The organism is Xanthomonas citri pv. citri (assembly GCF_000961215.1).
Taxonomy (GTDB): Bacteria; Pseudomonadota; Gammaproteobacteria; order Xanthomonadales; family Xanthomonadaceae; genus Xanthomonas; species Xanthomonas cissicola.
Window position 1 is genome coordinate 3,402,942 of sequence record NZ_CP008998.1, and the last position, 23,596, is coordinate 3,426,537.

26 protein-coding genes are annotated in these 23,596 nt (G+C 64.3%); 22 read left to right on the forward strand and 4 right to left on the reverse strand.

What is annotated here, in order from left to right; translation table 11 throughout:
• The first annotated feature begins 171 nt into the window (after window positions 1–171).
• The 4 genes from AMD14_RS15235 (at window position 172) to AMD14_RS15245 (ending at window position 3,260) form a co-directional block, all read left to right on the forward strand.
• Complete coding sequence (locus AMD14_RS15235; RefSeq protein ID WP_011051925.1) at window positions 172–744, forward strand: DNA-3-methyladenine glycosylase I; 573 nt, start codon at window positions 172–174, stop codon at window positions 742–744.
• A gap of 7 nt (window positions 745–751) precedes the next feature.
• Entirely contained in the window at window positions 752–1,678 is a 927-nt protein-coding gene (locus AMD14_RS15240) for a DUF72 domain-containing protein (protein WP_170913509.1), read from the forward strand.
• A gap of 290 nt (window positions 1,679–1,968) precedes the next feature.
• Window positions 1,969–2,220 (forward strand): hypothetical protein, encoded by a 252-nt coding sequence (locus AMD14_RS24890; RefSeq protein WP_162010796.1) that lies wholly within the window; start codon window positions 1,969–1,971, stop codon window positions 2,218–2,220.
• Between the two features lie 35 nt (window positions 2,221–2,255).
• A complete protein-coding gene (locus AMD14_RS15245; RefSeq protein ID WP_005926112.1) occupies window positions 2,256–3,260 on the forward strand; it encodes a pectate lyase in 1,005 nt (334 codons plus the stop codon).
• Window positions 3,261–3,349: 89 nt separating this feature from the next.
• Here AMD14_RS15245 and AMD14_RS15250 read toward each other — a convergent pair whose 3' ends face one another.
• Both AMD14_RS15250 and AMD14_RS15255 read right to left on the reverse strand, forming a co-directional pair.
• Window positions 3,350–4,480 (reverse strand): PilT/PilU family type 4a pilus ATPase, encoded by a 1,131-nt coding sequence (locus AMD14_RS15250; RefSeq protein WP_003489921.1) that lies wholly within the window; start codon window positions 4,478–4,480, stop codon window positions 3,350–3,352.
• Window positions 4,481–4,602: 122 nt separating this feature from the next.
• The gene (locus AMD14_RS15255) at window positions 4,603–5,550 is read right to left on the reverse strand and encodes a type IV pilus twitching motility protein PilT (RefSeq protein WP_336884681.1); all 948 of its coding nucleotides are present in this window, start codon (window positions 5,548–5,550) and stop codon (window positions 4,603–4,605) included.
• Between the two features lie 502 nt (window positions 5,551–6,052).
• On the opposite strand from AMD14_RS15255, the gene AMD14_RS15260 reads away from it, so the two are divergent.
• The 7 genes from AMD14_RS15260 to AMD14_RS15290 all read left to right on the forward strand — a co-directional run bounded on the left by AMD14_RS15260 (window position 6,053) and on the right by AMD14_RS15290 (window position 11,022).
• Window positions 6,053–6,745 (forward strand): YggS family pyridoxal phosphate-dependent enzyme, encoded by a 693-nt coding sequence (locus tag AMD14_RS15260; RefSeq protein WP_003489910.1) that lies wholly within the window; start codon window positions 6,053–6,055, stop codon window positions 6,743–6,745.
• Between the two features lie 43 nt (window positions 6,746–6,788).
• Window positions 6,789–7,643 (forward strand): pyrroline-5-carboxylate reductase, encoded by an 855-nt coding sequence (gene proC / locus AMD14_RS15265; protein ID WP_011051928.1) that lies wholly within the window; start codon window positions 6,789–6,791, stop codon window positions 7,641–7,643.
• A 558-nt stretch (window positions 7,644–8,201) separates the two neighbouring features.
• Window positions 8,202–8,627 (forward strand): HU family DNA-binding protein, encoded by a 426-nt coding sequence (locus AMD14_RS15270; RefSeq protein ID WP_003489904.1) that lies wholly within the window; start codon window positions 8,202–8,204, stop codon window positions 8,625–8,627.
• Window positions 8,628–8,733: 106 nt separating this feature from the next.
• Window positions 8,734–9,372: a M23 family metallopeptidase gene (locus AMD14_RS15275; RefSeq protein WP_015472435.1), complete on the forward strand. Its 639-nt coding sequence runs from the start codon at window positions 8,734–8,736 to the stop codon at window positions 9,370–9,372.
• A 57-nt stretch (window positions 9,373–9,429) separates the two neighbouring features.
• A complete protein-coding gene (locus tag AMD14_RS15280; RefSeq protein WP_011051930.1) occupies window positions 9,430–9,771 on the forward strand; it encodes a DUF3861 family protein in 342 nt (113 codons plus the stop codon).
• 56 nt (window positions 9,772–9,827) lie between these two features.
• A complete protein-coding gene (locus tag AMD14_RS25575; RefSeq protein WP_005913301.1) occupies window positions 9,828–10,370 on the forward strand; it encodes a hypothetical protein in 543 nt (180 codons plus the stop codon).
• 55 nt (window positions 10,371–10,425) lie between these two features.
• On the forward strand, window positions 10,426–11,022 hold the full coding sequence (locus AMD14_RS15290; RefSeq protein WP_011051931.1) for a YceB family lipoprotein: 597 nt from the start codon (window positions 10,426–10,428) through the stop codon (window positions 11,020–11,022).
• Between the two features lie 112 nt (window positions 11,023–11,134).
• Here the strand turns inward: AMD14_RS15290 and AMD14_RS15295 are convergent, their stop codons facing one another.
• Both AMD14_RS15295 and AMD14_RS15300 read right to left on the reverse strand, forming a co-directional pair.
• Window positions 11,135–11,677 (reverse strand): type 1 glutamine amidotransferase domain-containing protein, encoded by a 543-nt coding sequence (locus tag AMD14_RS15295; protein WP_003487751.1) that lies wholly within the window; start codon window positions 11,675–11,677, stop codon window positions 11,135–11,137.
• 103 nt (window positions 11,678–11,780) lie between these two features.
• Window positions 11,781–12,248, reverse strand: a complete 468-nt coding sequence (locus AMD14_RS15300) for an SET domain-containing protein (RefSeq protein ID WP_003487757.1) — start codon at window positions 12,246–12,248, stop codon at window positions 11,781–11,783.
• A gap of 172 nt (window positions 12,249–12,420) precedes the next feature.
• On the opposite strand from AMD14_RS15300, the gene AMD14_RS15305 reads away from it, so the two are divergent.
• From AMD14_RS15305 to AMD14_RS15355, 11 genes are all read left to right on the forward strand, one after another.
• Entirely contained in the window at window positions 12,421–12,879 is a 459-nt protein-coding gene (locus tag AMD14_RS15305; protein WP_003487759.1) for an SUF system Fe-S cluster assembly regulator, read from the forward strand.
• Window positions 12,880–12,894: 15 nt separating this feature from the next.
• Complete coding sequence (gene sufB / locus AMD14_RS15310; RefSeq protein ID WP_003487760.1) at window positions 12,895–14,352, forward strand: Fe-S cluster assembly protein SufB; 1,458 nt, start codon at window positions 12,895–12,897, stop codon at window positions 14,350–14,352.
• A gap of 160 nt (window positions 14,353–14,512) precedes the next feature.
• Window positions 14,513–15,277, forward strand: a complete 765-nt coding sequence (gene sufC / locus AMD14_RS15315) for a Fe-S cluster assembly ATPase SufC (protein ID WP_003487762.1) — start codon at window positions 14,513–14,515, stop codon at window positions 15,275–15,277.
• Window positions 15,277–16,539 carry a Fe-S cluster assembly protein SufD gene (gene sufD / locus AMD14_RS15320; RefSeq protein WP_011051932.1) on the forward strand — a complete coding sequence of 421 codons (1,263 nt, stop codon included), beginning with the start codon at window positions 15,277–15,279 and terminating at the stop codon, window positions 16,537–16,539. Before sufC ends, sufD begins: the two co-directional genes overlap by 1 nt.
• Window positions 16,536–17,780, forward strand: coding sequence for a cysteine desulfurase (locus tag AMD14_RS15325; RefSeq protein ID WP_011051933.1), 1,245 nt, complete (start codon window positions 16,536–16,538; stop codon window positions 17,778–17,780). Before sufD ends, AMD14_RS15325 begins: the two co-directional genes overlap by 4 nt.
• Before the next feature lie 141 nt (window positions 17,781–17,921).
• A complete protein-coding gene (locus AMD14_RS15330; RefSeq protein ID WP_011051934.1) occupies window positions 17,922–18,461 on the forward strand; it encodes a GNAT family N-acetyltransferase in 540 nt (179 codons plus the stop codon).
• Window positions 18,458–18,787, forward strand: a complete 330-nt coding sequence (locus AMD14_RS15335) for a non-heme iron oxygenase ferredoxin subunit (RefSeq protein WP_003487771.1) — start codon at window positions 18,458–18,460, stop codon at window positions 18,785–18,787. Before AMD14_RS15330 ends, AMD14_RS15335 begins: the two co-directional genes overlap by 4 nt.
• A 341-nt stretch (window positions 18,788–19,128) precedes the next feature.
• Window positions 19,129–21,447 carry a TonB-dependent receptor gene (locus AMD14_RS15340; protein ID WP_015463444.1) on the forward strand — a complete coding sequence of 773 codons (2,319 nt, stop codon included), beginning with the start codon at window positions 19,129–19,131 and terminating at the stop codon, window positions 21,445–21,447.
• 48 nt (window positions 21,448–21,495) lie between these two features.
• Window positions 21,496–22,182: a Fe2+-dependent dioxygenase gene (locus AMD14_RS15345; protein WP_005913321.1), complete on the forward strand. Its 687-nt coding sequence runs from the start codon at window positions 21,496–21,498 to the stop codon at window positions 22,180–22,182.
• Entirely contained in the window at window positions 22,175–22,933 is a 759-nt protein-coding gene (locus AMD14_RS15350) for a tetratricopeptide repeat protein (RefSeq protein WP_005913322.1), read from the forward strand. The genes AMD14_RS15345 and AMD14_RS15350 overlap by 8 nt, the downstream gene beginning before the upstream one ends.
• A 7-nt stretch (window positions 22,934–22,940) precedes the next feature.
• A complete protein-coding gene (locus AMD14_RS15355; protein ID WP_003487779.1) occupies window positions 22,941–23,582 on the forward strand; it encodes a PepSY-associated TM helix domain-containing protein in 642 nt (213 codons plus the stop codon).
• Window positions 23,583–23,596 lie beyond the last annotated feature (14 nt).

Here is a 23,596-nt window from a genome sequence, read left to right on the forward strand (position 1 = left end):
GCGCCTGACCGACACGTTCAGCTTGATCGCGACGCGTGCGACTTGCAGCGCCGCCGAAGCGGTGCAGCCGCGAAAACGGCATCCCGGCCTCTGCGCCAACTGCTGCTCGCCCGCCGTGGCAGCGACTGGCGCGCGACTGGCAAGCCTCGCCCCACAACCACAGGCATCCACATGAGCGGTTATTGCAGCATCGCCCCAGGCCATCCGGTCCATGGCCACTACCACGATCACGAGTACGGCTTTCCGCAGCGCCACGAACGCGAGTTGTTCGAGCGGCTGGTCCTGGAGATCAACCAGGCCGGACTGAGCTGGGAAACCATCCTGCGCAAGCGCGTCAATTTCCAGCAGGCTTACGACGGCTTCGACGTGGACACCGTTGCTGCGTATGGCGACCAGGACATCAGCAGGTTGATGGGCGATGCCGGCATCATCCGCAATCGCCTCAAGGTGCTGGCGGCAATCCACAACGCGCACGTCATCCGGACGCTGCGCGCCACGCATGGCGGCTTCGCGCAATGGCTGGACGCCCACCACCCGCTCGACAAACCGGCCTGGGTCAAGCTGTTCAAGAAAACCTTTCGTTTCACTGGCGGCGAAATCACCGGCGAGTTCCTGATGAGCCTGGGCTATCTGCCCGGCGCGCATCATGCCCAGTGCCCGGTGTTTGCGCAGATCCGGGCACTGGCGCCGCCCTGGTTGCAGGCGCAGAAGCCGGCAAAGGCGCGCACGGTCCAGCGCGGCTAGACACCTCTTGCACGCCGTACGCGAAATGCTCGGGGTTATGGCTATTTGCATCGGCATTTCCGGCTGGCGTTACGCACGCTGGCGCGGCACGTTTTACCCGGCCGGCCTGGCCCAACGGCGCGAGCTCGAATACGCCGCGGGCTGCTTTCCCAGCGTGGAAATCAATGGCTCCTTCTATTCGCTGCAGCGCCCGGAAAGCTTCCAGCGCTGGCATGACGAAACGCCTGAGGATTTCGTCTTTTCGGTCAAGGGTCCTCGCTTCATCACCCATATGAAGCGCTTGCGCGATTGCGAGCAGGCGCTGGCCAACTTCTTCGCTTCCGGGGTGTTGCGGCTGGGCGCCAAACTGGGTCCGATCCTGTGGCAGCTACCGCCGACCCTACAGTTCGATGCCGAGCTGCTGGACGCATTTCTCGGCAGCCTGCCGCGCGATAGCGAGGCCGCGTTGGCGAGGGCGCGCAAACGCGACACCGCGCTGATGCAGGGCCGCAGCGCGCTGGCGATCGATCGCCGGCGACCGATCCGTCACGCATTGGAAGTGCGTCACGACAGCTTCTGCGATCCGGCCTGCATGCGGCTGCTGCGGCGTCACAATGTCGCGGTGGTGGTCGCCGACACCGCAGGGAAATTCCCGTATCTGGAGGACGTCAGCGCAGATTTCGTCTATGTGCGTCTGCATGGCGATGCGCAGTTGTACGCCAGCGGCTACAGCGACACCGCACTGGATCGCTGGGCAGCACGCATCGCCGCGTGGGCCGGCGGAGCCGAACCGGACGATGCAGCCCGCGTCGGCGCACGCGCCCGCAAACGCGCAATGCGCGATGTGTACTGTTATTTCGACAACGACATGAAGGTGCATGCGCCGTTCGATGCGCGCGGCTTGATGCAACGGCTGCAGTTGCCTACCAACTGCCCGGCACGCGAAAACACCTAGAACTGCTGACAAACGACGGTGCCAACGCCAGGCGCGCCTTGCGGCGCACGGAAAGCGGCATGCATCGCTGGCACGCTGCGGTTCTGGGCGCGCCAGCCGCGCCCGCTGACAGCTACACGCGACGATGGTTGGCCGCTCCCGGACGCGCCATGCGAGCGATCTTCGGCACGCATCACACGCCCATATACCGGTGCGGGCGGTGATTGAACATCAGCACCAGACTCAGCATCAAGGCGCCAATGGCCGAATACAGCACCTTGTCCGGGGTCAGCACGAAGAAGGCGACCAGCATGAGCATCGCGTCGAAGCTCATTCGTGCGGCACAGCAACCCCATCCCGGCATCGCCGCCGATCATCGGCCCGCTCTTGGCAAATGCCGTCAGGCCCAGCGAGGCACCAGGGCCGCAAGCGCCATCGCCCTGGATGTCTTTGGCCAACACACTGCGCACTGGGGCGGACATACCGCGCCAGACGCGCTCGTTTCGCTACACGCAACCGCACTTCGGCTTGGCATCGATCAGCACAATCAGCACGCACGATGATCGTCGAATAGCCGACCACGATGGGAGAGCCTCAGATGATTTCCTCAATCAACCCCTATATCAGTGCTAACCCACTCCTCAACCACACGCTTCAGACGAAGCAGCCCGCATTTTCCGACACGATCATTATGCTGATGTCGGAATTGCTACAGCGGTTGATACAGACCCAATTCCAACCTCAAAACACGTCGCAATACGATTGGAACCCTTCGCCTTCCCATGGGACGTCCAATGGCCAAGGGGAGGGCAACGAGCATGGCGGTCGCAGGAACGGACGCGGCGGTGACAACTTCCTCGCCACCACGCCCGAGACGTCCGACCATTCCGACAAATCCGCTCACTCGACCGTCACCGGCAGCGGCCCCGTGGGGAGCGGTCGCACGATCAACGTCAACAGTCCGATCGTGGTTCACAAGGGCGAGGTGTTCGACGGACACAACAATCTCTACGTCGGCGGGTCCGGCATCGGCGATGGTTCGCAGTCCGAGCACCAGCAACCGATGTTCGTCGTCGAACAAGGCGGCACCCTCCAAAACGTGCGGATGAGCGGGGGCGGCGACGGCATCCATCTGCTCGGCGACGCCACGCTGAAGAACGTCCACAACCTGAACGTCAGCGAGGATGCGATGACCATCGACGGCCCTGGCAACCGGGAACATGACTCGCGCATTGCCGGAACGCCTGCCAGCGGCCTGCCGGCGCGTCCAAAGATCGAAATCCTCGACAGTTCCTTCGACAATGCCTCCGACAAGGTGATCCAGGACAACCAGGCGGCAGATGTGCTGTTGCGTAACGTCAGCGTGAACGGAGCCGGCAAGGTGTTCCGCACCAACGGCGGACACACCGACATCGATTCACACGTCACGGTCGAAGACTCCACCCTGAAAGGCATCAAGGAAGCAGTATTCCGCACCGATGCCCCCGGCGCACATGTCAGTCTGCATGGCGTCCGCGACGATGCTCCCCATCAAGTGGAGGCACTGTCCCCCAGTCAGGCAGATGGCGCACGCAGCGTCAGCCGAAAGGAATATACAGGTTGAAAACACTGGCACGGCACGATGAGGACGGGGCGCCCGCTCACCCTTGGAGGGGAGCGGGCAACTGAGTCACCGGCGCGACCGCGCGCGACTCAGCGCACTTCGGAAATTTCCACGCCGTCCAGGCCCTGCGACAAGGTCTTGGCATCGCCGCCCTGCGAGAGCTTGATGCGCAGGCGGACCTCGTTCTGCGAGTCGGCGTAGCGCAACGCGTCTTCGTAACTGATTTCGCCGGCCTGGTAGAGCTCGAACAGGCTCTGGTCGAAGGTGCGCATGCCCAGGTTGGTGGACTCCTTCATGATCTCCTTGAGCTTGTGGATCTCGCCGTCGCGTATGTAGTCCTGCACCAGCGGCGTGCCCAACATGATTTCCATCGCCACGCGACGGCTGCGCCCGTCCGGGGTCGGAATCAGCTGCTGCGCGACCACGCCCTTGAGGTTGAGCGACAGGTCCATCAACAGCTGGTTGCGGCGATCTTCGGGGAAGAAGTTGATGATGCGGTCCATCGCCTGGTTGGCGTTGTTGGCGTGCAGCGTGCACAGCACCAGATGGCCGGTTTCGGCGAATGCGATCGCATGGTCCATGCCTTCGCGGGTGCGCACCTCGCCGATCATGATCACGTCCGGCGCCTGGCGCAGGGTGTTCTTCAACGCGTTCTCCCAGCTGTCGGTGTCGATGCCGACCTCGCGCTGGGTGATGATGCAACCCTCGTGCTTGTGCACGAATTCGATCGGGTCCTCGATGGTGATGATGTGCCCGGTCGAGTTCTGGTTGCGGTAGCCGATCATCGCCGCCAGCGAGGTCGACTTACCGGTCCCGGTGGCGCCGACGAAGATGATGATGCCGCGCTTGGTCATCGACAGCGTCTTGATCACCGGCGGCAGGCTCAGCTCGTCCACGGTGGGGATGCGCGTTTCGATCCGGCGCAGCACCATGCCCACCTGATTACGCTGGTAGAAGCAGCTGACACGAAAACGCCCGACCCCGGACACGCCGATGGCGAAATTGCACTCGTGGGTCTTTTCGAATTCCTCGCGCTGCGACGGCGTCATCACGTTCAACACCAGATCGCGACTCTGCTGCGCGGTCAGCGGGGTCTGGGTAATCGGGCTGATCTTGCCGTGCACCTTGATCGCCGGCGGCATCCCCGAGGTGATGAACAGGTCCGACGCCTTCTGATGCGCCATCAGCTTGAGGAAGGAGGTGAAGTCGATGGTGCTCATGGGGTGCTCCCTCGGAGCCGGGAATGGGGAATCGAGAAACGGGAATTGGAGAAGCCGGGCAACGGACTCGGTGACGGGAACGCGCCTTTGCGATTCCCCATTCCCGATTCGCTATTCCCGTATCACTCGAATATCCGCTTGTCCTTGGCGTACTCGCGAGCCTGGTTGCGCGTGATCAGGCTGCGCTTGACCAGGTCCTGCAGATGCTGGTCCAGCGTCTGCATGCCGTATTGCTGGCCGGTCTGGATCGAGGAATACATCTGCGCCACCTTGTCCTCGCGGATCAGGTTGCGGATGGCCGGGGTGCCGACCATGATTTCCCATGCTGCGGTACGGCCGCCGCCGACCTTCTTCAGCAGCGCCTGCGAAATCACAGCGCGCAGCGATTCGGACAGCATCGAGCGCACCATCGGCTTTTCGCCGGCCGGGAACACGTCGATGATGCGGTCGATGGTCTTGGCGGCCGAGCTGGTGTGCAGGGTGCCGAACACCAAGTGACCGGTTTCCGCAGCGGTGAGCGCCAGGCGAATGGTTTCCAGGTCGCGCAATTCGCCGACCAGGATGATGTCCGGGTCTTCGCGCAGTGCCGAGCGCAGCGCTTCGTTGAAGCCGTGCGTGTCGCGGTGCACCTCGCGCTGGTTGATCAGGCACTTCTGCGAGGTGTGGACGAATTCGATCGGGTCCTCGACGGTGAGGATGTGCCCGTACTCATTCTTGTTGATGTAGTCGATCATGCCGGCCAGCGTGGTCGACTTGCCCGAGCCGGTCGGGCCGGTCACCAGGATCAGGCCCTGCGGCTGATCGATCAGCTGACGGAAGATCGGCGGGCAGCCAAGGTCTTCCAGCGTCAGCACTTCGGACGGAATGGTACGGAACACCGCACCGGCGCCGCGGTTCTGGTTGAACGCATTGACGCGAAAACGCGCCAGCGACGGAATTTCGAACGAAAAGGTCGACTTCGAGGAATTCCTCGTAATCGCGCCGCTGCTTGTCCGACATGATGTCGTACACCAGCGCGTGCACCTGTTTGTGGTCCAACGCCGGAATATTGATGCGGCGGACATCGCCATCGACACGGATCATCGGCGGCAGCCCTGCAGACAGGTGCAGGTCCGATGCCTTGTTCTTGACAGAAAACGCCAATAGTTCAGCGATATCCATGCGCTGCTTTTCCCCTAGGCTGCGATTGGAAGGTACTCCCCGGACGGCAGTATAGCGTTCTGGCTGCCGGCGGGAAGCGGCCTGTCGCCGGTTCAGGTCGGGCGCGACGCGCCGGGCTGAAACCGTTGCCTGCGCCCGGCTGCGGAACGGCCCAAGGCCGAACGGCTGGTGCGCGGTGGCATCAAGGGCTTGCTGGCGAGCGCAGCGCTTGCCCGAGCGTAGCGGGCCGCACTGCCAGTCCGTCGCCCCGGGCCTTGGTCGGACTTGGGGACGGTCGCCCACCTTGCTTCCAGACACTCCTCTTAAATGTGCGCAGCACCGGCGCATCGATGCAGGCGTCCGGCAGCCCCCAACTGGATGGAAGCGTCTGCGGGCGGCACTATAGCGCTCCCGCCTTCTCCGGAATGCCACGTGCCGGCTTCGTCGCTGCAGCAGATTCTCGATGCCATCCACGCCGCAGCGGCCGCACACGCGCGTGCCGACGTGCGGCTGCTGGCGGTCTCCAAGACCAAGCCGGCCGACGCCGTTGCCGCCCTGGCCGCGCAGGGCCAGCGCGCCTTTGGCGAAAACTACGTGCAGGAAGCCGACGCCAAGATCGCCCAGTTGCGTGCGTTGGACCTGGAATGGCATTTGATCGGCCACCTGCAATCCAACAAGGCCGAACTGGCGAGCCAGTGCTTCGATTGGGTGCAGACGGTGGACCGCGCCAAATTGATTCCGCTGCTGGCGCGTCACCGCCCGGACGACCGCGCACCGTTGAATGTATTGATCCAGGTCAACATCGACGACGAGGACAGCAAGCATGGATGCGCGCCCGACGCGATCGACAGCCTGGCCGAAGCGATCGCCCTGCAACCACGCTTGCAGCTACGCGGACTCATGGCGATCCCTGCCCCGTTCCCGGATCAGGCACGACGCCAGGCTGCGTTTTCGCGCATGCAGGCACTGTTCCGGCAGCTGCAAGCCCGTCATCGGCAGGTGGACACCTTGTCGATGGGCATGAGCTCGGATTTCGCCGAAGCGATCGCGGCCGGCGCCACCATGGTGCGGGTGGGCACGGCGTTGTTCGGCGCGCGCGGTCAAGCGCCGGACGCCGCTGCCTGATCGCATCGCCTCCCACATCGACTCGTCTTACCAAGGTGCTGCAATGAACACACCGGCTTCGTCCTCGCCCTCGTCTTCCGCTACGACGTCCATCGCCTTCGTCGGCGGCGGCAACATGGCGCGTAGCTTGATCGCCGGGCTGATCCGGCAGGGTACGCCGGCTGCCAGCATCCGCGTAGCCGAGCCGGTGGCCGATCTGCGCGCAGCCTTGGCGCGCGACTTCGGCGTGCAGGTGGTCGAGGATGCGCGCGCCGCTGTCGACGCGACGACGACCTGGGTCTTGGCGGTCAAGCCTCAGGTCCTGCCAATGGTGTGCGCGCAACTGGCCGATCTCGCGCAGGCCCAACAACCGCTACTGGTTTCCATCGCTGCCGGCATCACCGCCACGCAGCTGCAGCGCTGGTCTGGCGGAGATATCGCCGTGGTTCGTGCCATGCCCAACACACCCGCCCTGCTCGGCGCCGGTGTCACCGGGCTGTACGCCAACGCGCGCGTGTCCGCAGCGCAACGCCAACAGGCGACCCAGCTACTGGACAGCGCCGGCGTCACCGTCTGGATCGACGACGAAGCGCAGATGGATGCGGTGACCGCCGTCTCCGGCAGCGGACCGGCCTATGTCTTTCTCTTGGCCGAAGCGATGGAAGCTGCCGCGCAAGCGCAGGGCCTGCCCGCCGCAGCCGCGCGTACGTTGGTGCTGCAAACGCTGCTCGGCGCCGCACGCATGCTCACCGAATCGGGCGAAGCACCGGAGGTCCTGCGTCGCCGCGTGACCTCGCCCAACGGCACGACCCATGCCGCCATCGAGACGTTCCAGGCCGGCGGCTTTGAGGCCCTCACCGCCCAGGCCATTGCCGCAGCGACCGAACGCGGCCGCAGTTTATCGGCCGCCAACGACTGATTGAAACGCGGCGGGTCTGCATGTCGCGCATCGCGCAGCCCCTTCGCGCGGCGCGGATGGCAAGACGGAAACGATTCGAACATCTGCGCAAACCGCCGCGCCAGCGTCCCGATTCCCGGAAGGTGGATGCAGGGCAATACAAAGCCAAAGGCTGCATACCGCCCCGAAACCGCTCCATTCCCGTACATGGAGCGTGCGCCCACGTTTGCAATCGATGGCAGCCATCTCGACGGCGCGTGGTCCTGTTCCATGCATCCCCGAAAAGGTTGGCCTTATCGGCTCGTTGCGTCGCCCCACGGATGCGCGGTGCGGTCGCTGCCCGCGCAAACGATCTGCTGCTATGCGTCAGATCTGCAGCGAACGTGCGCATGGCGCGGGCAAGCCGATGCGTTTTGTACGTTTTTTCTGCCGCTGGTGAACGAATCCCCGTCGAAAGATGCTTTTTTCGTGCTGTTTCATCGTTTACCTATTGGCGACGCGCAGCAGTTGCCCTACATTTCGCGTTGCCGACTGGGTCGGCAGACCCAACACCACCAACGAATACGGAACACATCACTCATGGCAAAAACCGCCGCTAAGAAGGCTGCCCCCAAGAAGGCAGTGAAAAAGGTCGCCGCGACCAAGACCGCAAAGCCGGCCAAGGCCGCTGCTGCCAAGTCCGCTGCGCCCAAGCCGATCAAGGAAGCACTGAGCAAGACCGGCCTGGTCGCGCACATTGCCGAAAGCACCCAGTTGGCTCCGAAGGACGTCCGCGCCGTGCTGGCGTCGCTGGAAGCCACCGCACACGCCTCGCTGAGCAAGAAGGGCGTCGGCACCTTCACCATCCCGGGCATGCTCAAGCTGACCACCGTGCACGTGCCGGCCAAGCCGAAGCGCAAGGGCATCAACCCGTTCACCAAGGAAGAGCAGATCTTCGCCGCCAAGCCGGCGACCACCAAGCTCAAGTCCCGCATGATGAAGAGGTTGAAGGACGCGGCGCTCTAATCCAGCACGTCTCCGGTGTCACGAAGACGGCCCACGGGCCGTCTTTTTTTTGCCATCGCGCCGCGATGTGCAGCACATACCGCTCATCGGCACTGCCCTACCCTGCATGCTGATTCGCCATCTGCAGGTGCCTGTGACCGGTCCGTCGAACACCCCGTCGCCACCACACCGAGTCTCCACACCTAGCCGCGCACGTCGGCTGCGCAGCATCGTTATCTCGATTGCGCTGTTGTGCGTGCTGGCGGTGGCCGCGCGCTGGGCCTGGCAGCTGCCGATCGCCCATCAGCTCCATACCAGCTGGGAGCTGTCGCAAATGCCGCCGCCTGCGCAGTTGCATGTGCCGGTGGAAGGCGTGCGTGCGCGACAGATTGCCGACACCTTTGGCGCACCCCGTGGCCGCGACCGCACGCACGCGGGCGTGGATATCTTCGCGCCACGCGGTACATCGGTGGTCGCGGCAACGCGCGGCGTGGTCAGCGCCATCCGCGACCAGGGCCTGGGCGGAAAACAGGTCTGGCTCCTGGGTCCGGCGATGGAACGGCATTACTACGCGCATCTTGACGACTGGGCTGCCGGCCTAGCAGTAGGCGATGTGGTCGAGCCCGGCACCCTGCTTGGCAAGGTCGGCACCACCGGCAATGCGCGCGGCACGCCGCCACACCTGCACTATGGTGTCTATGGACGCAACGGTGCGTACGATCCGCTGCCGCTTCTGCGCAAACCCGCCGCACAGCCAGCAAACTGAGCACGTTGGAACACTGCGTCATGGGCCACCCTATCGAGACGGTTGCGTCCTGCGCCTATGGTGAGCACAGCCCAGAACGACGCGCCCCATATGTCCCGCAAACGCTATCGCATCACGGTCACGCCTATCGAAAACGACGGCCGCCCTTGTGACGACCGCTGCACCATCGAATTCGAACAACGTTCGCGCGCCGACTGGATGCGGCTGCTCGAAGAACTACACCTGCGCCGCGATCTGAGCAGCGACGAATGCGCGGCACTGACCGTAGGCTCGCAATTGCTGGAAGACCTGGCGGCCCGCCCACGCGCCCAGCCCAGCGATGCACTGGACGCATTGCGTCCCAAACTGCAGCTGCTGCTGGAACGCCTGCAGCGCGTGCACCCCGCCACCGGCGCCTGAAGACGCATCGCCGCACGTACCCGCTACACTGCGCACCTCGGGGATGGGGACGCGCCATGCGCTGGATGGGAATGCTCGTTGTCGCAGCCGCACTTTCTGGTTGCAGCTGTCATCGCACTGGCGATCCGCAGGCAAACGACGCGCCGGCGACGCATGCTGCGAGCGCATCGCGCCCGCTCGATAAGGGCACTGCCGGCACCACGACCGCAGCACCTGCCCCTGCGTCCGATCCCACCGATGCTCTTGCGCTGGCCAGCTACGCCCAAGCAAGCGCCACCGTTCAACGTTACCTCGGCGCGTTGCCGGGAGCGGCGCGCGCGCAGGCCGATGCCTTATGGACCGGCGGCCGCCCTGCCCCGGTGCCGGACGACGCTGCCTTGCGTGCCATCGCCAACATCCAATCGATGCGCATCAACAACGACCCGCCCATTGCGCTGGATCAGGCGCAGCCGCCACAGCGTATCGAAGTGCCGGTGCAATTGACGGTACGCACCACCACCGGCACGCAACGCCTGGTGGGCGCATACCGGCTGCAACCCCGCGCCGGTAGCGATGGCTGGGAAATCTATTCGGCCACGCTGCGACCGGTGTTGCGCTAACCCGTGGTTCACCGGCGCCGACTAAGGTGATGTCACCTGTCGCCGGAGTCACCCGATGAAACTGCGTTCGCTTGCCGGATCCATGCTCGCCCTCGCCTTGGCAATGCCCATCACCAGCGCCTGGGCCGCACCGCAGATCCAGGGAAAACAGATCAGCGTGCAGGCCAGCGACCTGCAGCAGTATCTGGGTGGCCGCTTCCCGCAGACACACGACACGCTGGGCGGGCTGATCGCAATGACGGTCAGCAACCCGGCGCTATCGTTGCCGCCAGGCGATCGGCTCAAGATGGCGTTCGATCTTGCCGTGGCGACCGCGGGCGGCGCTCCTGCACCGTTCGGCAATGTGACCTTGACGAGCGCACTGCGCTACGACGTGGCCAAGCAGGGCTTCTATCTCGACCAACCCAGCATCGACGACTTCCGCCCCGCCCACGCGGGCGCAAAGCTCGACCACAGCACGCGGCAGCTGCTCAATACCTGGCTGGCCGACTACGCGCGCAAGGAACCGATCTACCGAATCGATCCGGCGATTGCGTCCGTGATGGGTGCGGTGCAGGTGGAATCGGTCGGCATCCAGAACGGGCGGGTGGCGGTCAACTTCAACCAGAACATCGAGCAGATGGTGCCCGCGGCAGCGCTGTCAGGGAAGTAGGCCCGCCTGGGTTGGCGTCGATGGCGTAACCCACGCACCACTCCAGATGGAAAGGCCCGACGCACCTGCGCCGGGCCTTCTTGTTTCGAGCTGACACTGGCCAGTGAAGAGCCTATGCAGCCAAGGCCTTGGCCACTGCCGCGGCGAATGCAGGAATGTCGTCCGGTTTGCGGCTGGTAATCAGCTGGCCATCGACCACCACTTCGGCATCCTGCCAGCGCGCGCCGGCATTGATCAGGTCCGTCTTGACCGACGGCCATGAGGTGACCTCGCGGTCACGGACCAAGTCGCTTTCGAGCAACAGCCACGGCCCATGGCAGATCGCCGCCACCGGTTTTTGTGCGGTCGAAAACGCGCGAATGAACGCGATTGCCTGCTTATCGGTGCGCAGCGTATCGGGATTGAGCACCCCGCCAGGCAATACCAGTGCGTCGTAGGATTCGGCTGTTGCCTGTTCCAGCTGCCGATCGACCGCTACCGAATCGCCCCAATCTGTGTGATTCCAGGCGCGAATCTGTGCGCTGTCGCCTGGCGCGATCACCTCGACCTTGGCACCCCAACTTTCCAGCAGGCGCTTGGGCTCGGTCAGTTCGGATTGCTCGAAGCCATCGGTGGCCAGCACGGCAACCGTCTTGCCTGTAAGCGAATAAGACATGCGGGGCTCCTCTTAAAAAAGAAGCCCAAACCTAGAAAGCGCGCCGTTGCGCACCCGTGAACCGATGTGTGCGTGGCGTCAGCGCATGACGCCACCTTCATGCTCAGCGCTTGGGCTGCAGCATCGTTCCGGTGCAATTCTTCGAGCCGCAGCGGCACTCCCAAATTTTCTTCAGGCGTGGCGTGTGACGCTCGGCAAGGGTGATGCCGTAGTTATAGGTGAGCTCTTCGCCGGGTTTGATGTCGCGTTTGGCCTCGATGAAGATCTTGTCCTTGCGGCGGTCGTCGCCCTCGGCTTCTTCGATCACCGCTTCGCAATTGGGATCGCAGCTATGGTTGATCCAGCGTGCGACATTGCCTTCGTAGTTGGCATCCAGCACGTAGTCGTCGCTGAGCGTAAACAAAAAGGTATGCCCGCTCTCCACGTCGCCAGTGTCGTCGGCATCCACTTCGGCATGCGTGCGCAGCCGCCCCTTGTACTGAATGATGCGCTCGCCCTTGCGTAGCGGGGCGAGGGCGAACATGCCATTGCCGTGGATACGAGACTTGCGGGCGGCAACTTTGCGCGACATGTAGGGGTCCAGTGATGGGGCCGCTCATTGTGACCGCAGCGCGCCAATGCGCCAAGCACAAGCGCAGCGTGCACCGCAACGGGCCACGCTTGCCGGCGGCTGAACCCCGCCGTTGGCCCTGCCTTACTGGAAAGAGTACAATTTCGGTCCGCTTTCGGATTTCGTCTTCCCCATGTTGCGCGTCACCAAACTCACCGATTACGCCACCGTCGTGCTGACCGTCCTGGCGGCACGCTGCGATCAGGTGCTCAGCGCAAGCGAGCTGGCCGAACAGGCCGGTCTGGAAGCGCCGACTGTCAGCAAGATTCTCAAGCCGTTGTCGCAGGCAGGCCTGGTTGAAGGCTTGCGCGGCGTGCACGGCGGCTACCGACTTGCGCGCGCCGCCAGCGACATCACCCTGGTGGAGATCGTCGAAGCGATGGAAGGTCCGTTGGCGATCACCGAATGCAGCCAGGACCACAGCCAGTGCGGTATCGCGCAGCGCTGTGGCGTGCGTTCGAACTGGCGCCTGATCAACGACGTGGTCGGCGATGCCTTGCGTCGCGTCACGCTCGCGCAGATGTTGCAGCCCCTTTCTCTCCCTGGCGACACCCGTCGGCGTTCCATCGCCGCACGCGTCGCGACCACCTGACCTGTAGGCAGCCCAATGGCCACCGAACTTGCTCCTCCACAGAACGCGCAGATCCTCGAACGGTTGGGTCGACGTTACGACGCCGGCTTCATCACCGAAATCGAATCGGACTCGCTCCCGCCCGGCCTGGACGAAGACGTCATCCGCGCGTTGTCGGCCAAGAAAGACGAGCCGCAATGGATGACCGACTGGCGTCTTGAGGCCTATCGCCATTGGCTGAAGATGCCGATGCCGGAGTGGGCGAAACTGCAGATCTCGCCGATCGACTTCCAGGCGCTGAGCTATTACTCCGCGCCCAAGGGCCCGAAATACGCCTCGCTGGACGAAGTGCCCAAGGAATTGCTGGACACCTACGACAAGCTGGGCGTGCCGTTGCACGAGCGCGCCAAGCTGGCCGGCGTCGCCGTCGATGCAGTGTTCGATTCGGTCTCGGTCGGCACCACCTTCCGCAAGGAACTGGCCGAAAAAGGCGTGATCTTCTGTTCGATGTCCGAGGCCATCAAGGAACACCCGGAGATCGTCAGGCAGTACCTGGGCAGCGTTGTGCCGGTGGGCGACAACTATTTCGCTGCGCTCAACTCGGCCGTGTTCTCCGACGGCAGTTTCGTGTTCATCCCCAAGGGCGTGCGTTGCCCGATGGAATTGAGCACTTATTTCCGCATCAATGCCGGCCATACAGGCCAGTTCGAGCGCACCTTGATCGTGTGCGAAGACAAGGCCTACGTCTCGTATCTGGAAGGCTGCACGGCGCCCATGCGCGACGAGAACCAGCTGCATGCGGCGGTCGTCGAGCTGGTGACGCTGGAAGATGCAGAAATCAAGTACTCGACCGTGCAGAACTGGTACCCGGGCGATGAGGAAGGCCGCGGCGGCATCTACAACTTCGTCACCAAGCGTGCCGAATGCCGTGGCGCGCGTAGCAAGGTGACCTGGACCCAGGTCGAAACCGGCTCTGCGATCACCTGGAAGTACCCGTCTTGCGTGCTGATTGGCGACGATTCGGTGGGCGAATTCCATTCGGTCGCGCTGACCCACCATCGTCAGCAGGCCGACACCGGCACCAAGATGATCCACATCGGCAAGCGCACCAAGAGCAAGATCGTCAGCAAGGGCATCAGCGCCGGGCGTGGCCAAAATACCTATCGCGGCCAGGTCAAGGTGGACCGCAATGCCGATGGTGCACGCAACTACACGCAATGCGATTCGCTGTTGATCGGCAAGCAGTGCGGCGCTCACACCTTTCCCTATATCGAGGTGAAGAACCCGGGCGCCACCGTCGAACACGAGGCCACCACCTCCAAGATCAGCGACGACCAGCTCTTCTATTGCCGCGCGCGTGGCATCAGCCAGGAAGATGCGGTGTCGTTGATCGTCGACGGCTTCTGCAAGCAGGTGTTCCGCGAACTGCCGATGGAGTTCGCAGTGGAAGCCAAGAAGCTGCTGGAAGTCTCGCTGGAAGGCTCGGTCGGCTGACGCGTCGACCCTTCTCCCTCCGGGAGAAGGGGGGCGCAGCGCCGGATGAGGGTACGAGCGAAGCCTCGCGTACCCAAGTCCAGGAGAGGCTTCGCGCCGACCCTCACCCCAACCCCTCTCCCGGTAGGAGAGGGGCTAAAAGAATCTGATGGAAAATCCCATGCTCACAATCAACAACCTCCACGCCAGCATCGCCGGCAAAGACATCCTCAAGGGCCTGTCGCTGGACATCCAGCCCGGCCAGGTACACGCCATCATGGGTCCCAATGGCGCGGGTAAGTCCACGCTGGGCAATGTACTGGCCGGTCGAGACGGCTATGAGGTCAGCGCAGGCAGCGTGCAGTTCGACGGCAAGGATCTTCTCGACCTGCCGCCGGAAGAACGCGCCGCCGCTGGCTTGTTCCTGGCCTTTCAGTACCCGGTGGAAATTCCCGGCGTCAACAACACCTATTTCCTGCGCGCCGCGCTGAACGCGCAGCGCAAGGCGCGTGGCGAAGACGAGCTGGATTCGATGCAGTTCCTCAAGCTGGTGCGGCAGAAGCTGGCCGTGCTGCATCTGAAGGACGAGCTGCTGCATCGCGGCGTCAACGAAGGGTTCTCTGGCGGGGAAAAGAAGCGCAACGAGATCTTCCAGCTGGCCGTGCTCGAGCCCAAGCTCGCCATTCTGGACGAGACCGATTCCGGCCTGGATATCGATGCGCTCAAGAGCGTGGCCGACGGCGTCAACGCGCTGCGTTCGCCCGAGCGGTCGTTCCTGGTCATCACCCACTATCAGCGCTTGCTCGACTACATCAAGCCGGACGTGGTGCATGTGCTGGCCGAGGGCCGCATCGTACAGAGCGGCGGCCCGGAACTGGCGCTGGAACTGGAAAAGCACGGTTATCACTTCCTGAAAGACCGCGTCGTGCCCGAGGTTGCCGCCTGATGAGTGCCCTGCTTGACTCCCTGGCGCGCGGGTTCAGCGGCAGTGATGCACGCCGCGCCGAGCTCGATGCCGCCCTGCAGACCGGCCTGCCCGGCCCACGTGCCGAGGCCTGGAAATACACCTCGTTGCGGCAGCTGGAACGGCGCAGCTTTCAGCCCGCCCCGTTGGTCCCGACGCTGGTGGATGCGGCCGCGCTGGACGATATCCCATCGCCGCGCCTGGTCTTGGTCAATGGCCGCCCGTCCGAAGCGCTCAGCGATCTGTCCACGTTGCCGGAAGGCGTGCAGTTGGACACGCTGTCTGCATCGTTGGCCGCAAGCGACCAGGCGCAGCAGTTACTGGGCCGCCGCTTCGACGGCAGCGACGAGGTCTTTGCGCGCCTGAATGCCGCGCTTGCCGACGAAGGCGTGCTGGTGCGCGTGCATGCCGGCGCGCAGATCGAGCTGCCACTGCATTTGGTGTTCGTCGGCGTGGCCGGCGAGCAGGATCTGTCGTGGCATCACCGCCATCTGATCGAATTGCGTGCCGGCGCTGCGCTGCAGGTAATCGAGCATCACCTGCATGTCGGCGACGCCGCCCATCTGGAGAACAGCGTGATGCACGTGCATCTGGCACAGGGCGCAGCGCTGTCGCACGCGCGCGTGCAGGCCGGCAGCGCACATGCGACGTCGCTGCTGCGCACCGACGCGGTGCTGGCGCGCGACGCGCGCTACCAGCGCGTGGACCTGGAACTGGGTGCCGGCCTGTCGCGGCACGAGCTCAACGTGCGCCTGGAAGGCAACAACGCCCAGCTGACCGCCAATGGCGTGCTGCTCGGCAACGGCCGCCGGCATGTGGACACGCGGCTGGGCATCGAGCACATCGCGCGCGACACCGCCTGCGAACTGGTATGGCGCGGTGTGGGCGCGGACCGCAGCCGCGTGGTCTTCCATGGTGGCATCCGCATCCGCGCAGGTGCCGACGGCACCGATGCACGGCTGTCCAACAAGAATCTGCTGCTGTCGTCCAATGCCGAAATCGACACCCAGCCGGTGCTGGTGATCGATGCCGACGAGGTACAAGCCGCGCATGGCGCCACGGTGGGCCAGCTCGACGACAACGCCTTGTTCTACCTGCGCTCGCGCGGCTTGCCGCAGGAACAGGCGCAACGCCTGCTGAGTGCCGCGTTCTGTCACGAACCCTTGCGCGTGCTGCCGCCCGCCTTGAGCGCCGTGCTGGCGCTGCAACTGGACCGTGCATTGAATTCGGCGGGCGTGGCATGAACGTGTCCGCCGTTCCGCCCAGCGCAACGCCCGACTGGGACCGCGTGCGCCTGGATTTCCCGCTGCTGATGCGGCAGGTGCATGGCAAGCCGCTGATCTATTTCGACAACGCGAACACCGGCCAGAAGCCGCTGCAGGTGATTGCCGCCACCGACGAGTTCTACCGCCGCCAGAACGCCAACGTAAGCCGTGCCGTGCATGCGCTCGGCAGCGAGGCGACCGACGCGTTCGAGGGAGCGCGCAACAAACTGGCGCGTTTTCTCAACGTCCGCGCCGATGAGCTGGTGCTGTGCAGCGGCACCACCTTCGCGATCAATCTGGTGGCGTATTCGTGGGCATTGCCGCGGCTGGGCGCCGGCGATGTGATCCTGATTTCGCGCATGGAGCACCATGCCAACATCGTGCCGTGGCAGCTGGTGGCCCAGCGTACCGGCGCCACCATCCGCGTGGCCGAAATCACGCCCGATGGCGCGTTGGATCTGGATGGCTTGCGCAAGGCGATGACACCTGACGTCAAACTGCTGGCGATCACCCACGTGTCCAACGTGCTGGGCACGGTCAACCCGGTACGCGAGATCTGCCGCGAAGCGCGTAAGCGCGGCATCGTCACCATGGTGGACGGCTCGCAGGCGGCACCGCATCGGCGCATCGACGTGGCCAGCATCGGCTGCGATTTCTATGCCATCACCGGGCACAAGATGTGCGGCCCCACCGGCACCGGCGCACTGTGGGCACGTCGCGAGCATCTGAAGGCGATGCCGCCGTTTCTTGGCGGCGGCGAGATGATCAAGGAAGTCAGCTTCGAGAACACCGTCTTCAACGATGCGCCGCATAAGTTCGAAGCCGGCACGCCCAACATCGCCGGTTTCGTCGGCCTGGGTGCGGCAGTGGATTACCTGGAATCGATCGGCCTGGCGCACGTGGAAGCACGCGAAGCCGAACTGCTCGCCCACTTCACCGAAGAACTGCAACGCATCGATGGCCTGCGCATCTTCGGCACCACGCCCGACAAGGCCGCGGTGGTGTCGTTCCTGATCGACGGTGCGCACGCGCACGACCTGGCCACCCTGCTCGACCTGGAAGGCGTCGCGGTGCGCTCGGGCCAACACTGCGCGCATCCGCTGCTGCAGTACTACGGTGTCGCCGCCACCTGCCGCGCGTCACTGGCGTTCTACAACACGCACGACGAAATCGAGCGCTTCGTCGCCGCGTTGGTGAAGGTGCGTCGACTGTTGGGCTGATGGGAATCGGGAATCGGGAATGGAGAATCGAAAGAGCGGTTCTCCCGAACGCCGGTGACATGCGATGTATGGAACACGGCTCATCGAGCAGCGCAGCGCTTCCCCCATTCCGCATTCCCCATTCCCGATTAAACTGTCTCCATGCAGACCATCACTTTCCGCACCGCTACCGTCGCTGACATCGACGCTCTCGTCCTGCTGGTGACTTCGGCCTATCGCGGCGACAGCAGCCGCGTGGGCTGGACCACCGAGGCCGATATTCTCGAGGGTGCGCGTATCGATCCGGCCGTGCTGCGCGACGATATCCTGCGCGAACGCAGCCTGGTGCTGGTGGTCGAACAGGATGAGCGTCTGGTGGCCTGTGCGCATATTGCCGATGACCACGGCGCCGGGTACTTCGGGATGTTTGCGGTGGATCCTTCGTTGCAGGGCAGCGGGCTCGGCAAGACGCTGTTGGCCGAAGCCGAGCGCCTTGTACATCGCCAATGGCAGCTGCCGGTGATACGCATGACCGTCATCGATGTGCGCGATGAACTCATCGCCTTCTACGAACGGCGCGGGTATCGTCGCACCGGCATCGTCAAACCCTTCCCGTATGGCGACGAGCGCTTCGGCATTCCGCTGCGCCAGGATCTGCGTTTTGAAGTGCTGGAAAAGCAGTTGAACGGGCCAACCCCATGAGCGACACCTGGACCTTCGTCTGTGCCAGCGATGCGCTGCTGCCCGGTGAAATGCAGACCGTCTGGGACGAGGTCACCGATACGCCGATCGTGGTGTTCAACCTCGATGGCGCCTTGTACGCGCTGGAAGACCGCTGCAGCCACGAAGACTACGAGCTGTCGCCTGGCAGCTTCGATCCGGTAGCCGGCACCATCGAATGTCAGTTGCATAGCGCGCGCTTCGATATCCGCGACGGCCGCCCTCTGTGCGCGCCTGCCTATACGGCCGTGCCCAAGTTCCCGGTCAAGCGCGAACACGACGGCATCTGGACCCGCGACGATCGTTGAAGCGGGCGCGTTGCAGCGACGGTGCCGCTGCACGGCGCCACACATCGCAGCGTCTGCCACCGACTGGCAGATATTGCAAAGAAGAATGATTTGCATTTAAGATCATCCTTAAGGCCTTCTTAACAACTGGCCTGCCTGCGATCCCATGCACCCAGCCCTGCCCGACGCCTGCCCCGCTCGTTCGCCTCGCCTGCGCGCCCTTGCGCAGCGCCTCGGCTTGCCTGGCTCGGGCGACTGTCGGCGCAGCGCTTCGGGTTAGCCGGCGCAGCATCCACGCATTCCATCCCGCATCCGCCAAGCCATCGCCAGGTGGGAGCCTCGCATCCTCCTTGAGACTTTCCATGACGCCTAGCATTTCCCCGCTCGCTTCGGCCGTGTTGCTGACGCTGTCCGCTCCCGCTTTCGCCCAGCCCGACGATGTGTCGGCGCCCCCAGGGGCGGTGGATCTGGATGCGATCCGGGTGCAGCAGGAACGTGCGCAGAAGCCGTCTTCGCCCAAGTACACAGAAGCCCTGCGCGACACGCCGCAGACCATCACCGTGGTCACCAAGCAGACCATGGACCAGCAGAATCTGCTGTCGCTGCGCGATGTGCTCAGCACCCTACCCGGCATCACCTTCGGCGCGGGCGAAGGCGGTGGCGGCTACGGCGACAGCATCAACCTGCGCGGCTTCACCGCCAGCAGCGACATCACCACCGACGGCGTGCGCGACAGCGCGCAGTACAGCCGCAGCGACACCTTCAACCTCGAATCCGTCGAGCTCATCAACGGTGCCAACTCTGCGATGTCCGGCGCAGGCTCGGTGGGCGGCAACATCAACCTGGTCACCAAGAGCGCCGGCCAGGGCAACTTCACCAACGTCATGATCGGCGGCGGCAGCGACCGTTACGGCCGCCTCACGGCCGATAGCAATTACGACTTCGAAAACGGCACCGCCGTGCGCTTGAATGCGATGGGCCACACCCAGGACGTGCCGGGCCGCGACGAAGAATTCCGTCACCGTTGGGGCGTTGCGCCGTCGGTGGCCTTCGGCCTGGGTTCGGACACGCGCTTTACGCTGAGCTACTTGCACCAGCACGACAACAACCTGCCGCAATACGGCGTGCCGTTCGCGCTCAGCCCGTTCAACGATGGCCCGTTGCCGGGCGTGGACCGCGAAACCTATTACGGCTATCGCAATGTGTCGCGTCAGGAGATCGACGTGGACATGCTCACCGGCGTGCTGGAAATGGACTTCGACGACAACGTCAAACTGCGCAGCCTGGCGCGCTTGCAGCGCGTGGATCAGAGCACCACCGCCACCGCACCTGAGGGCACCTGGTGCCTGCCCAACAACACCAACGCCTACACCGGCCGCGCGTGCGTGGGCCAGCCGCCGTCGACCTGGAACCCCAACAGCGGGCCACGCGGACTGGTGCGCGACACCGAAAACTTCATCGCACATAGCCAAACCGATCTGACCGCCACGCTGCACACCGGTGCAATCGAACATCGCGTGGTCGCCGGCGTCGCCTTCAGCAAGGAAGACTTCGAACTCGATAGCGGTTCGCTCTTCCGCAACGCCGACGGCTCCACTACCGGCATCACCTATCCGCTGCAGTCGTTCGACAACCCGTACAACATCTGGACCGGCCCGCAGCACTATTTCCGCACCGGCCGCAGCAAGGGCAGCCTGACCAACCAGGCGGTGTACCTGTTCGACACGCTGCAGTTCAACGAGCAATGGATGCTCAACCTGGGCGGCCGCTACGAGCACAACGAAGGCGACACCACCACCTATACCGTCAACGCCACCGGCGGCATCACCGGCGTGGCCGCAGGCTTCCCGGCCGGCAGCAAGGACGATCTGTTTTCCTATCGCGCCGGACTGGTGTTCAAGCCGGTCGACAACGCCAGCCTGTATCTGTCCTATGCAAATGCGAAGACGCCATCGAAGGCCTCGGTCAACGGCTCGTGCACGCCGATTGCCACCTCCACCGTGGGTGCCAACTGCAATGTCGAACCGGAAACCGCGGTCAATCTCGAACTGGGCGGCAAGTGGGATGTGTTGGACGAGCGCCTGGCGTTGACCGCCGCGGTGTTCCGCAACGAACGCGAGAACTACAAGGTCAACAGCGGCGACCCGCTGGTCCCCGAGCAGGTACTGGACGGCAAGGCACGTGTGGACGGCATTGCGCTGGGCGCGGCCGGCTACCTGACCGAGCGCTGGTCCATCTTCGCCAACTACACCTTCCTGGACAGCGAAGTGCTGCAGAGCGTGTCCAATCGCACCGCCAGCCTGACAGGCGACCCCATCGCCGGGCGCGAACTGGTGCAGACACCGCGCAACGCAGGCAATCTCTGGACCACCTACCAGCTCAACCAATGGACCTTCGGCTACGGCGTCAACTATCAGGGCAGCTTCTATCCGAACAACACCTCGACCGCGGTCTACCGCAAGACCGACGCCTATTGGGTGCATCGCGCCATGGTCGGCCTGCGCGTCAATGCGTGGCTCAGCCTGCAGTTGAACGTCAACAACCTGTTCGACAAGGAGTACTACACCAGCATCCGCAACAACCTCACCGTCAACGCCGCAGGAACCGTCACGGCGGGCAGCGGTTGGGCGTTGCCGGGTGACGGCCGCTCGGCAGTGTTGAACGCCACCTTCAGCTTCTAACCCTCAGGCACGCCGTGCGCGCTGCGCGGGCGACGTGGAGACCACTGCATGTTGTTGCCCATCCCCGATGTGCTCAGCCCCGCGCAACTCAGCCAGCTACGCGCGCAGCTGGACGTGGCCGACTGGGCAGACGGTCGCATCACCGCCGGTCACCAGTCGGCACAGGCCAAGGACAACGCGCAGTTGCCCGAAGACAGCGCCGTTGCACGCGAGGCCGGTGCGCTGGTGCTGGAGGCACTCGCACGCAGCAGCACGTTCTTTTCGGCAGTGTTGCCGCGCAGGATCTATCCGCCACTGTTCAATCGCTACAGCGGCGGGCAGTCGTTCGGCTATCACGTGGACAACGCGGTGCGGTACGACCGCAGTCGTGGCGGCGCCGAAGCGGTGCGCACCGATGTCTCCGCCACGCTGTTTCTCAGCGACCCGGACAGCTACGACGGTGGCGAGCTGGTCATCGAAGACACCTACGGCACGCAGTCGGTCAAGCTGCCGGCCGGGCATCTGGTGATCTATCCGGGCACGAGTCTGCACAGGGTCATGCCGGTCACACGTGGCGCGCGCGTGGCGTGCTTTTTCTGGGCACAAAGCATGCTGCGCGACGCTGCGCAGCGCCGCCTGTTGTTCGAGCTGGATGTCTCGATCCGCCGCCTCACCCAGGACACGCCCGGGCATCCCTCATTGATCCAGCTCACCGGCGTGTATCACAACCTGCTGCGGCAATGGGCCGATGTCTGAGCCGGCGCTGGACATCGCGCAGCTGAGCGCGTTGCTGCGCACGCAGCCGGAACAGGCACGTGCGCGCTTGCACAAAGCCGCTGCGAACCATGACGTAGGCGCACAATTGCTGCTCGCGCAGATGTACGCCGAAGGACGCGGCATTGCCGCAGATCCGGCTGCAGCGATGCTGTGGTACGAAGTGGCCGCCAACGCAGGGTGTGCGGAGGCGATGAACCAGCTGGGCCGCTGCCATGAGCTCGGGTTCGGCACCGCCATCAACGCGGTGCTGGCCGTGCTGTGGTATCGCCGCGCCGCCGAACATGGCCTGGCATGGGGCATGTACAACCTGGCGCACATGTACGCCTCCGGGCGCGGCGTGGCGCAGGACCACGCGCAGGCATTGGCGCTGTACCACCGCGCGGCCGAAGCCGGACATGCCAAGTCGATGAACTTCCTGGCGCGCTATCTCGACCAGGGCCTGGCCTGCGCTGCAGACCCTCTGGCCGCATGCGTGTGGTACCGCCGCTCCGCCGAAGCGGGCGATTTCCGCGGCCAGGCCGGCTACGCCACCCTACTTGCCGACAGCGGCGAGCTGGATCAGGCCGAGACATGGATGCGCCGCGCCATCGCAGGTGGCCACGCCGGCTTTTTGCAACAGCTCGCACCACTGCTGGCCGGCGCGCGCCATCCGCGCCTGCGCGCCTTGCTGCACGAGGTGGCTGCACGGCAGCGGCAACTGCAGCCTTGCGTCCCCGCAGACGTGGCCTGAGCGCAGCATGTCGACCACAGACCACGCTCACCTCGCCAGCGCGCAGCAACGCCGCGGCTTCTGGCTGCGCATGCTGCATCAGTGGCACTGGATCAGCTCGGCGCTGTGCCTGATCGGCATGCTGTTGTTCACCGTCACCGGGCTGACCTTGAATCACGCCGCGCGCATCGAAGCCAGCCCATCGACCGAACAACGCACGCTGACGCTGCCGCCCGCGCTGCTGCAGACGCTGGGCCGGCGTCAGGACGGCAATGCACCGCTGCCGCCGCGCGTGGCGCAATGGCTGGGGCGCGAGCTCGATATCAGCATCGGCACGCGCAACGGCGAATGGTCGGCGGACGAGGTGTATGTCGCGCTGCCACGCCCCGGCGGCGATGCCTGGCTGAGCCTGGACCGCCGCACCGGCGCGATCGAATACGAACGCACTGCGCGCGGCTGGGTCGCCTATCTCAACGATCTGCATAAGGGCCGCAACGCCGGGCCGGCCTGGGGCTGGTTTATCGATGTCTTTGCGATCGCCTGCCTGGTGTTCTGCATCACCGGCCTGTTCCTTCTCCACCTGCATGCACGGCAGCGGCGCATGACCTGGCCGCTGGTCGGTCTTGGCCTGCTGATTCCGCTGTTGCTCGCCCTGCTGTTGATCCACTGACTTTTCTACCGGAG

Bases quoted from the DNA above. Each gene is read 5' to 3' on its own strand.
- AMD14_RS15235 (WP_011051925.1), top strand. From the start codon at position 172: ATGAGCGGTTATTGCAGCATCGCCCCAGGCCATCCGGTCCATGGCCAC.
- AMD14_RS24890 (WP_162010796.1), top strand. From the start codon at position 1,969: ATGAGCATCGCGTCGAAGCTCATTCGTGCGGCACAGCAACCCCATCCC.
- AMD14_RS15245 (WP_005926112.1), top strand. From the start codon at position 2,256: ATGATTTCCTCAATCAACCCCTATATCAGTGCTAACCCACTCCTCAAC.
- AMD14_RS15250 (WP_003489921.1), bottom strand. From the start codon at position 4,480: ATGAGCACCATCGACTTCACCTCCTTCCTCAAGCTGATGGCGCATCAG.
- AMD14_RS15255 (WP_336884681.1), bottom strand. From the start codon at position 5,550: ATGGCGATGTCCGCCGCATCAATATTCCGGCGTTGGACCACAAACAGG.
- proC (WP_011051928.1), top strand. From the start codon at position 6,789: ATGAACACACCGGCTTCGTCCTCGCCCTCGTCTTCCGCTACGACGTCC.
- AMD14_RS15270 (WP_003489904.1), top strand. From the start codon at position 8,202: ATGGCAAAAACCGCCGCTAAGAAGGCTGCCCCCAAGAAGGCAGTGAAA.
- AMD14_RS15275 (WP_015472435.1), top strand. From the start codon at position 8,734: ATGCTGATTCGCCATCTGCAGGTGCCTGTGACCGGTCCGTCGAACACC.
- AMD14_RS15280 (WP_011051930.1), top strand. From the start codon at position 9,430: ATGGTGAGCACAGCCCAGAACGACGCGCCCCATATGTCCCGCAAACGC.
- AMD14_RS25575 (WP_005913301.1), top strand. From the start codon at position 9,828: ATGCGCTGGATGGGAATGCTCGTTGTCGCAGCCGCACTTTCTGGTTGC.
- AMD14_RS15290 (WP_011051931.1), top strand. From the start codon at position 10,426: ATGAAACTGCGTTCGCTTGCCGGATCCATGCTCGCCCTCGCCTTGGCA.
- AMD14_RS15295 (WP_003487751.1), bottom strand. From the start codon at position 11,677: ATGTCTTATTCGCTTACAGGCAAGACGGTTGCCGTGCTGGCCACCGAT.
- AMD14_RS15300 (WP_003487757.1), bottom strand. From the start codon at position 12,248: ATGTCGCGCAAAGTTGCCGCCCGCAAGTCTCGTATCCACGGCAATGGC.
- AMD14_RS15305 (WP_003487759.1), top strand. From the start codon at position 12,421: ATGTTGCGCGTCACCAAACTCACCGATTACGCCACCGTCGTGCTGACC.
- sufB (WP_003487760.1), top strand. From the start codon at position 12,895: ATGGCCACCGAACTTGCTCCTCCACAGAACGCGCAGATCCTCGAACGG.
- sufC (WP_003487762.1), top strand. From the start codon at position 14,513: ATGCTCACAATCAACAACCTCCACGCCAGCATCGCCGGCAAAGACATC.
- sufD (WP_011051932.1), top strand. From the start codon at position 15,277: ATGAGTGCCCTGCTTGACTCCCTGGCGCGCGGGTTCAGCGGCAGTGAT.
- AMD14_RS15325 (WP_011051933.1), top strand. From the start codon at position 16,536: ATGAACGTGTCCGCCGTTCCGCCCAGCGCAACGCCCGACTGGGACCGC.
- AMD14_RS15330 (WP_011051934.1), top strand. From the start codon at position 17,922: ATGCAGACCATCACTTTCCGCACCGCTACCGTCGCTGACATCGACGCT.
- AMD14_RS15335 (WP_003487771.1), top strand. From the start codon at position 18,458: ATGAGCGACACCTGGACCTTCGTCTGTGCCAGCGATGCGCTGCTGCCC.
- AMD14_RS15340 (WP_015463444.1), top strand. From the start codon at position 19,129: ATGACGCCTAGCATTTCCCCGCTCGCTTCGGCCGTGTTGCTGACGCTG.
- AMD14_RS15345 (WP_005913321.1), top strand. From the start codon at position 21,496: ATGTTGTTGCCCATCCCCGATGTGCTCAGCCCCGCGCAACTCAGCCAG.
- AMD14_RS15350 (WP_005913322.1), top strand. From the start codon at position 22,175: ATGTCTGAGCCGGCGCTGGACATCGCGCAGCTGAGCGCGTTGCTGCGC.
- AMD14_RS15355 (WP_003487779.1), top strand. From the start codon at position 22,941: ATGTCGACCACAGACCACGCTCACCTCGCCAGCGCGCAGCAACGCCGC.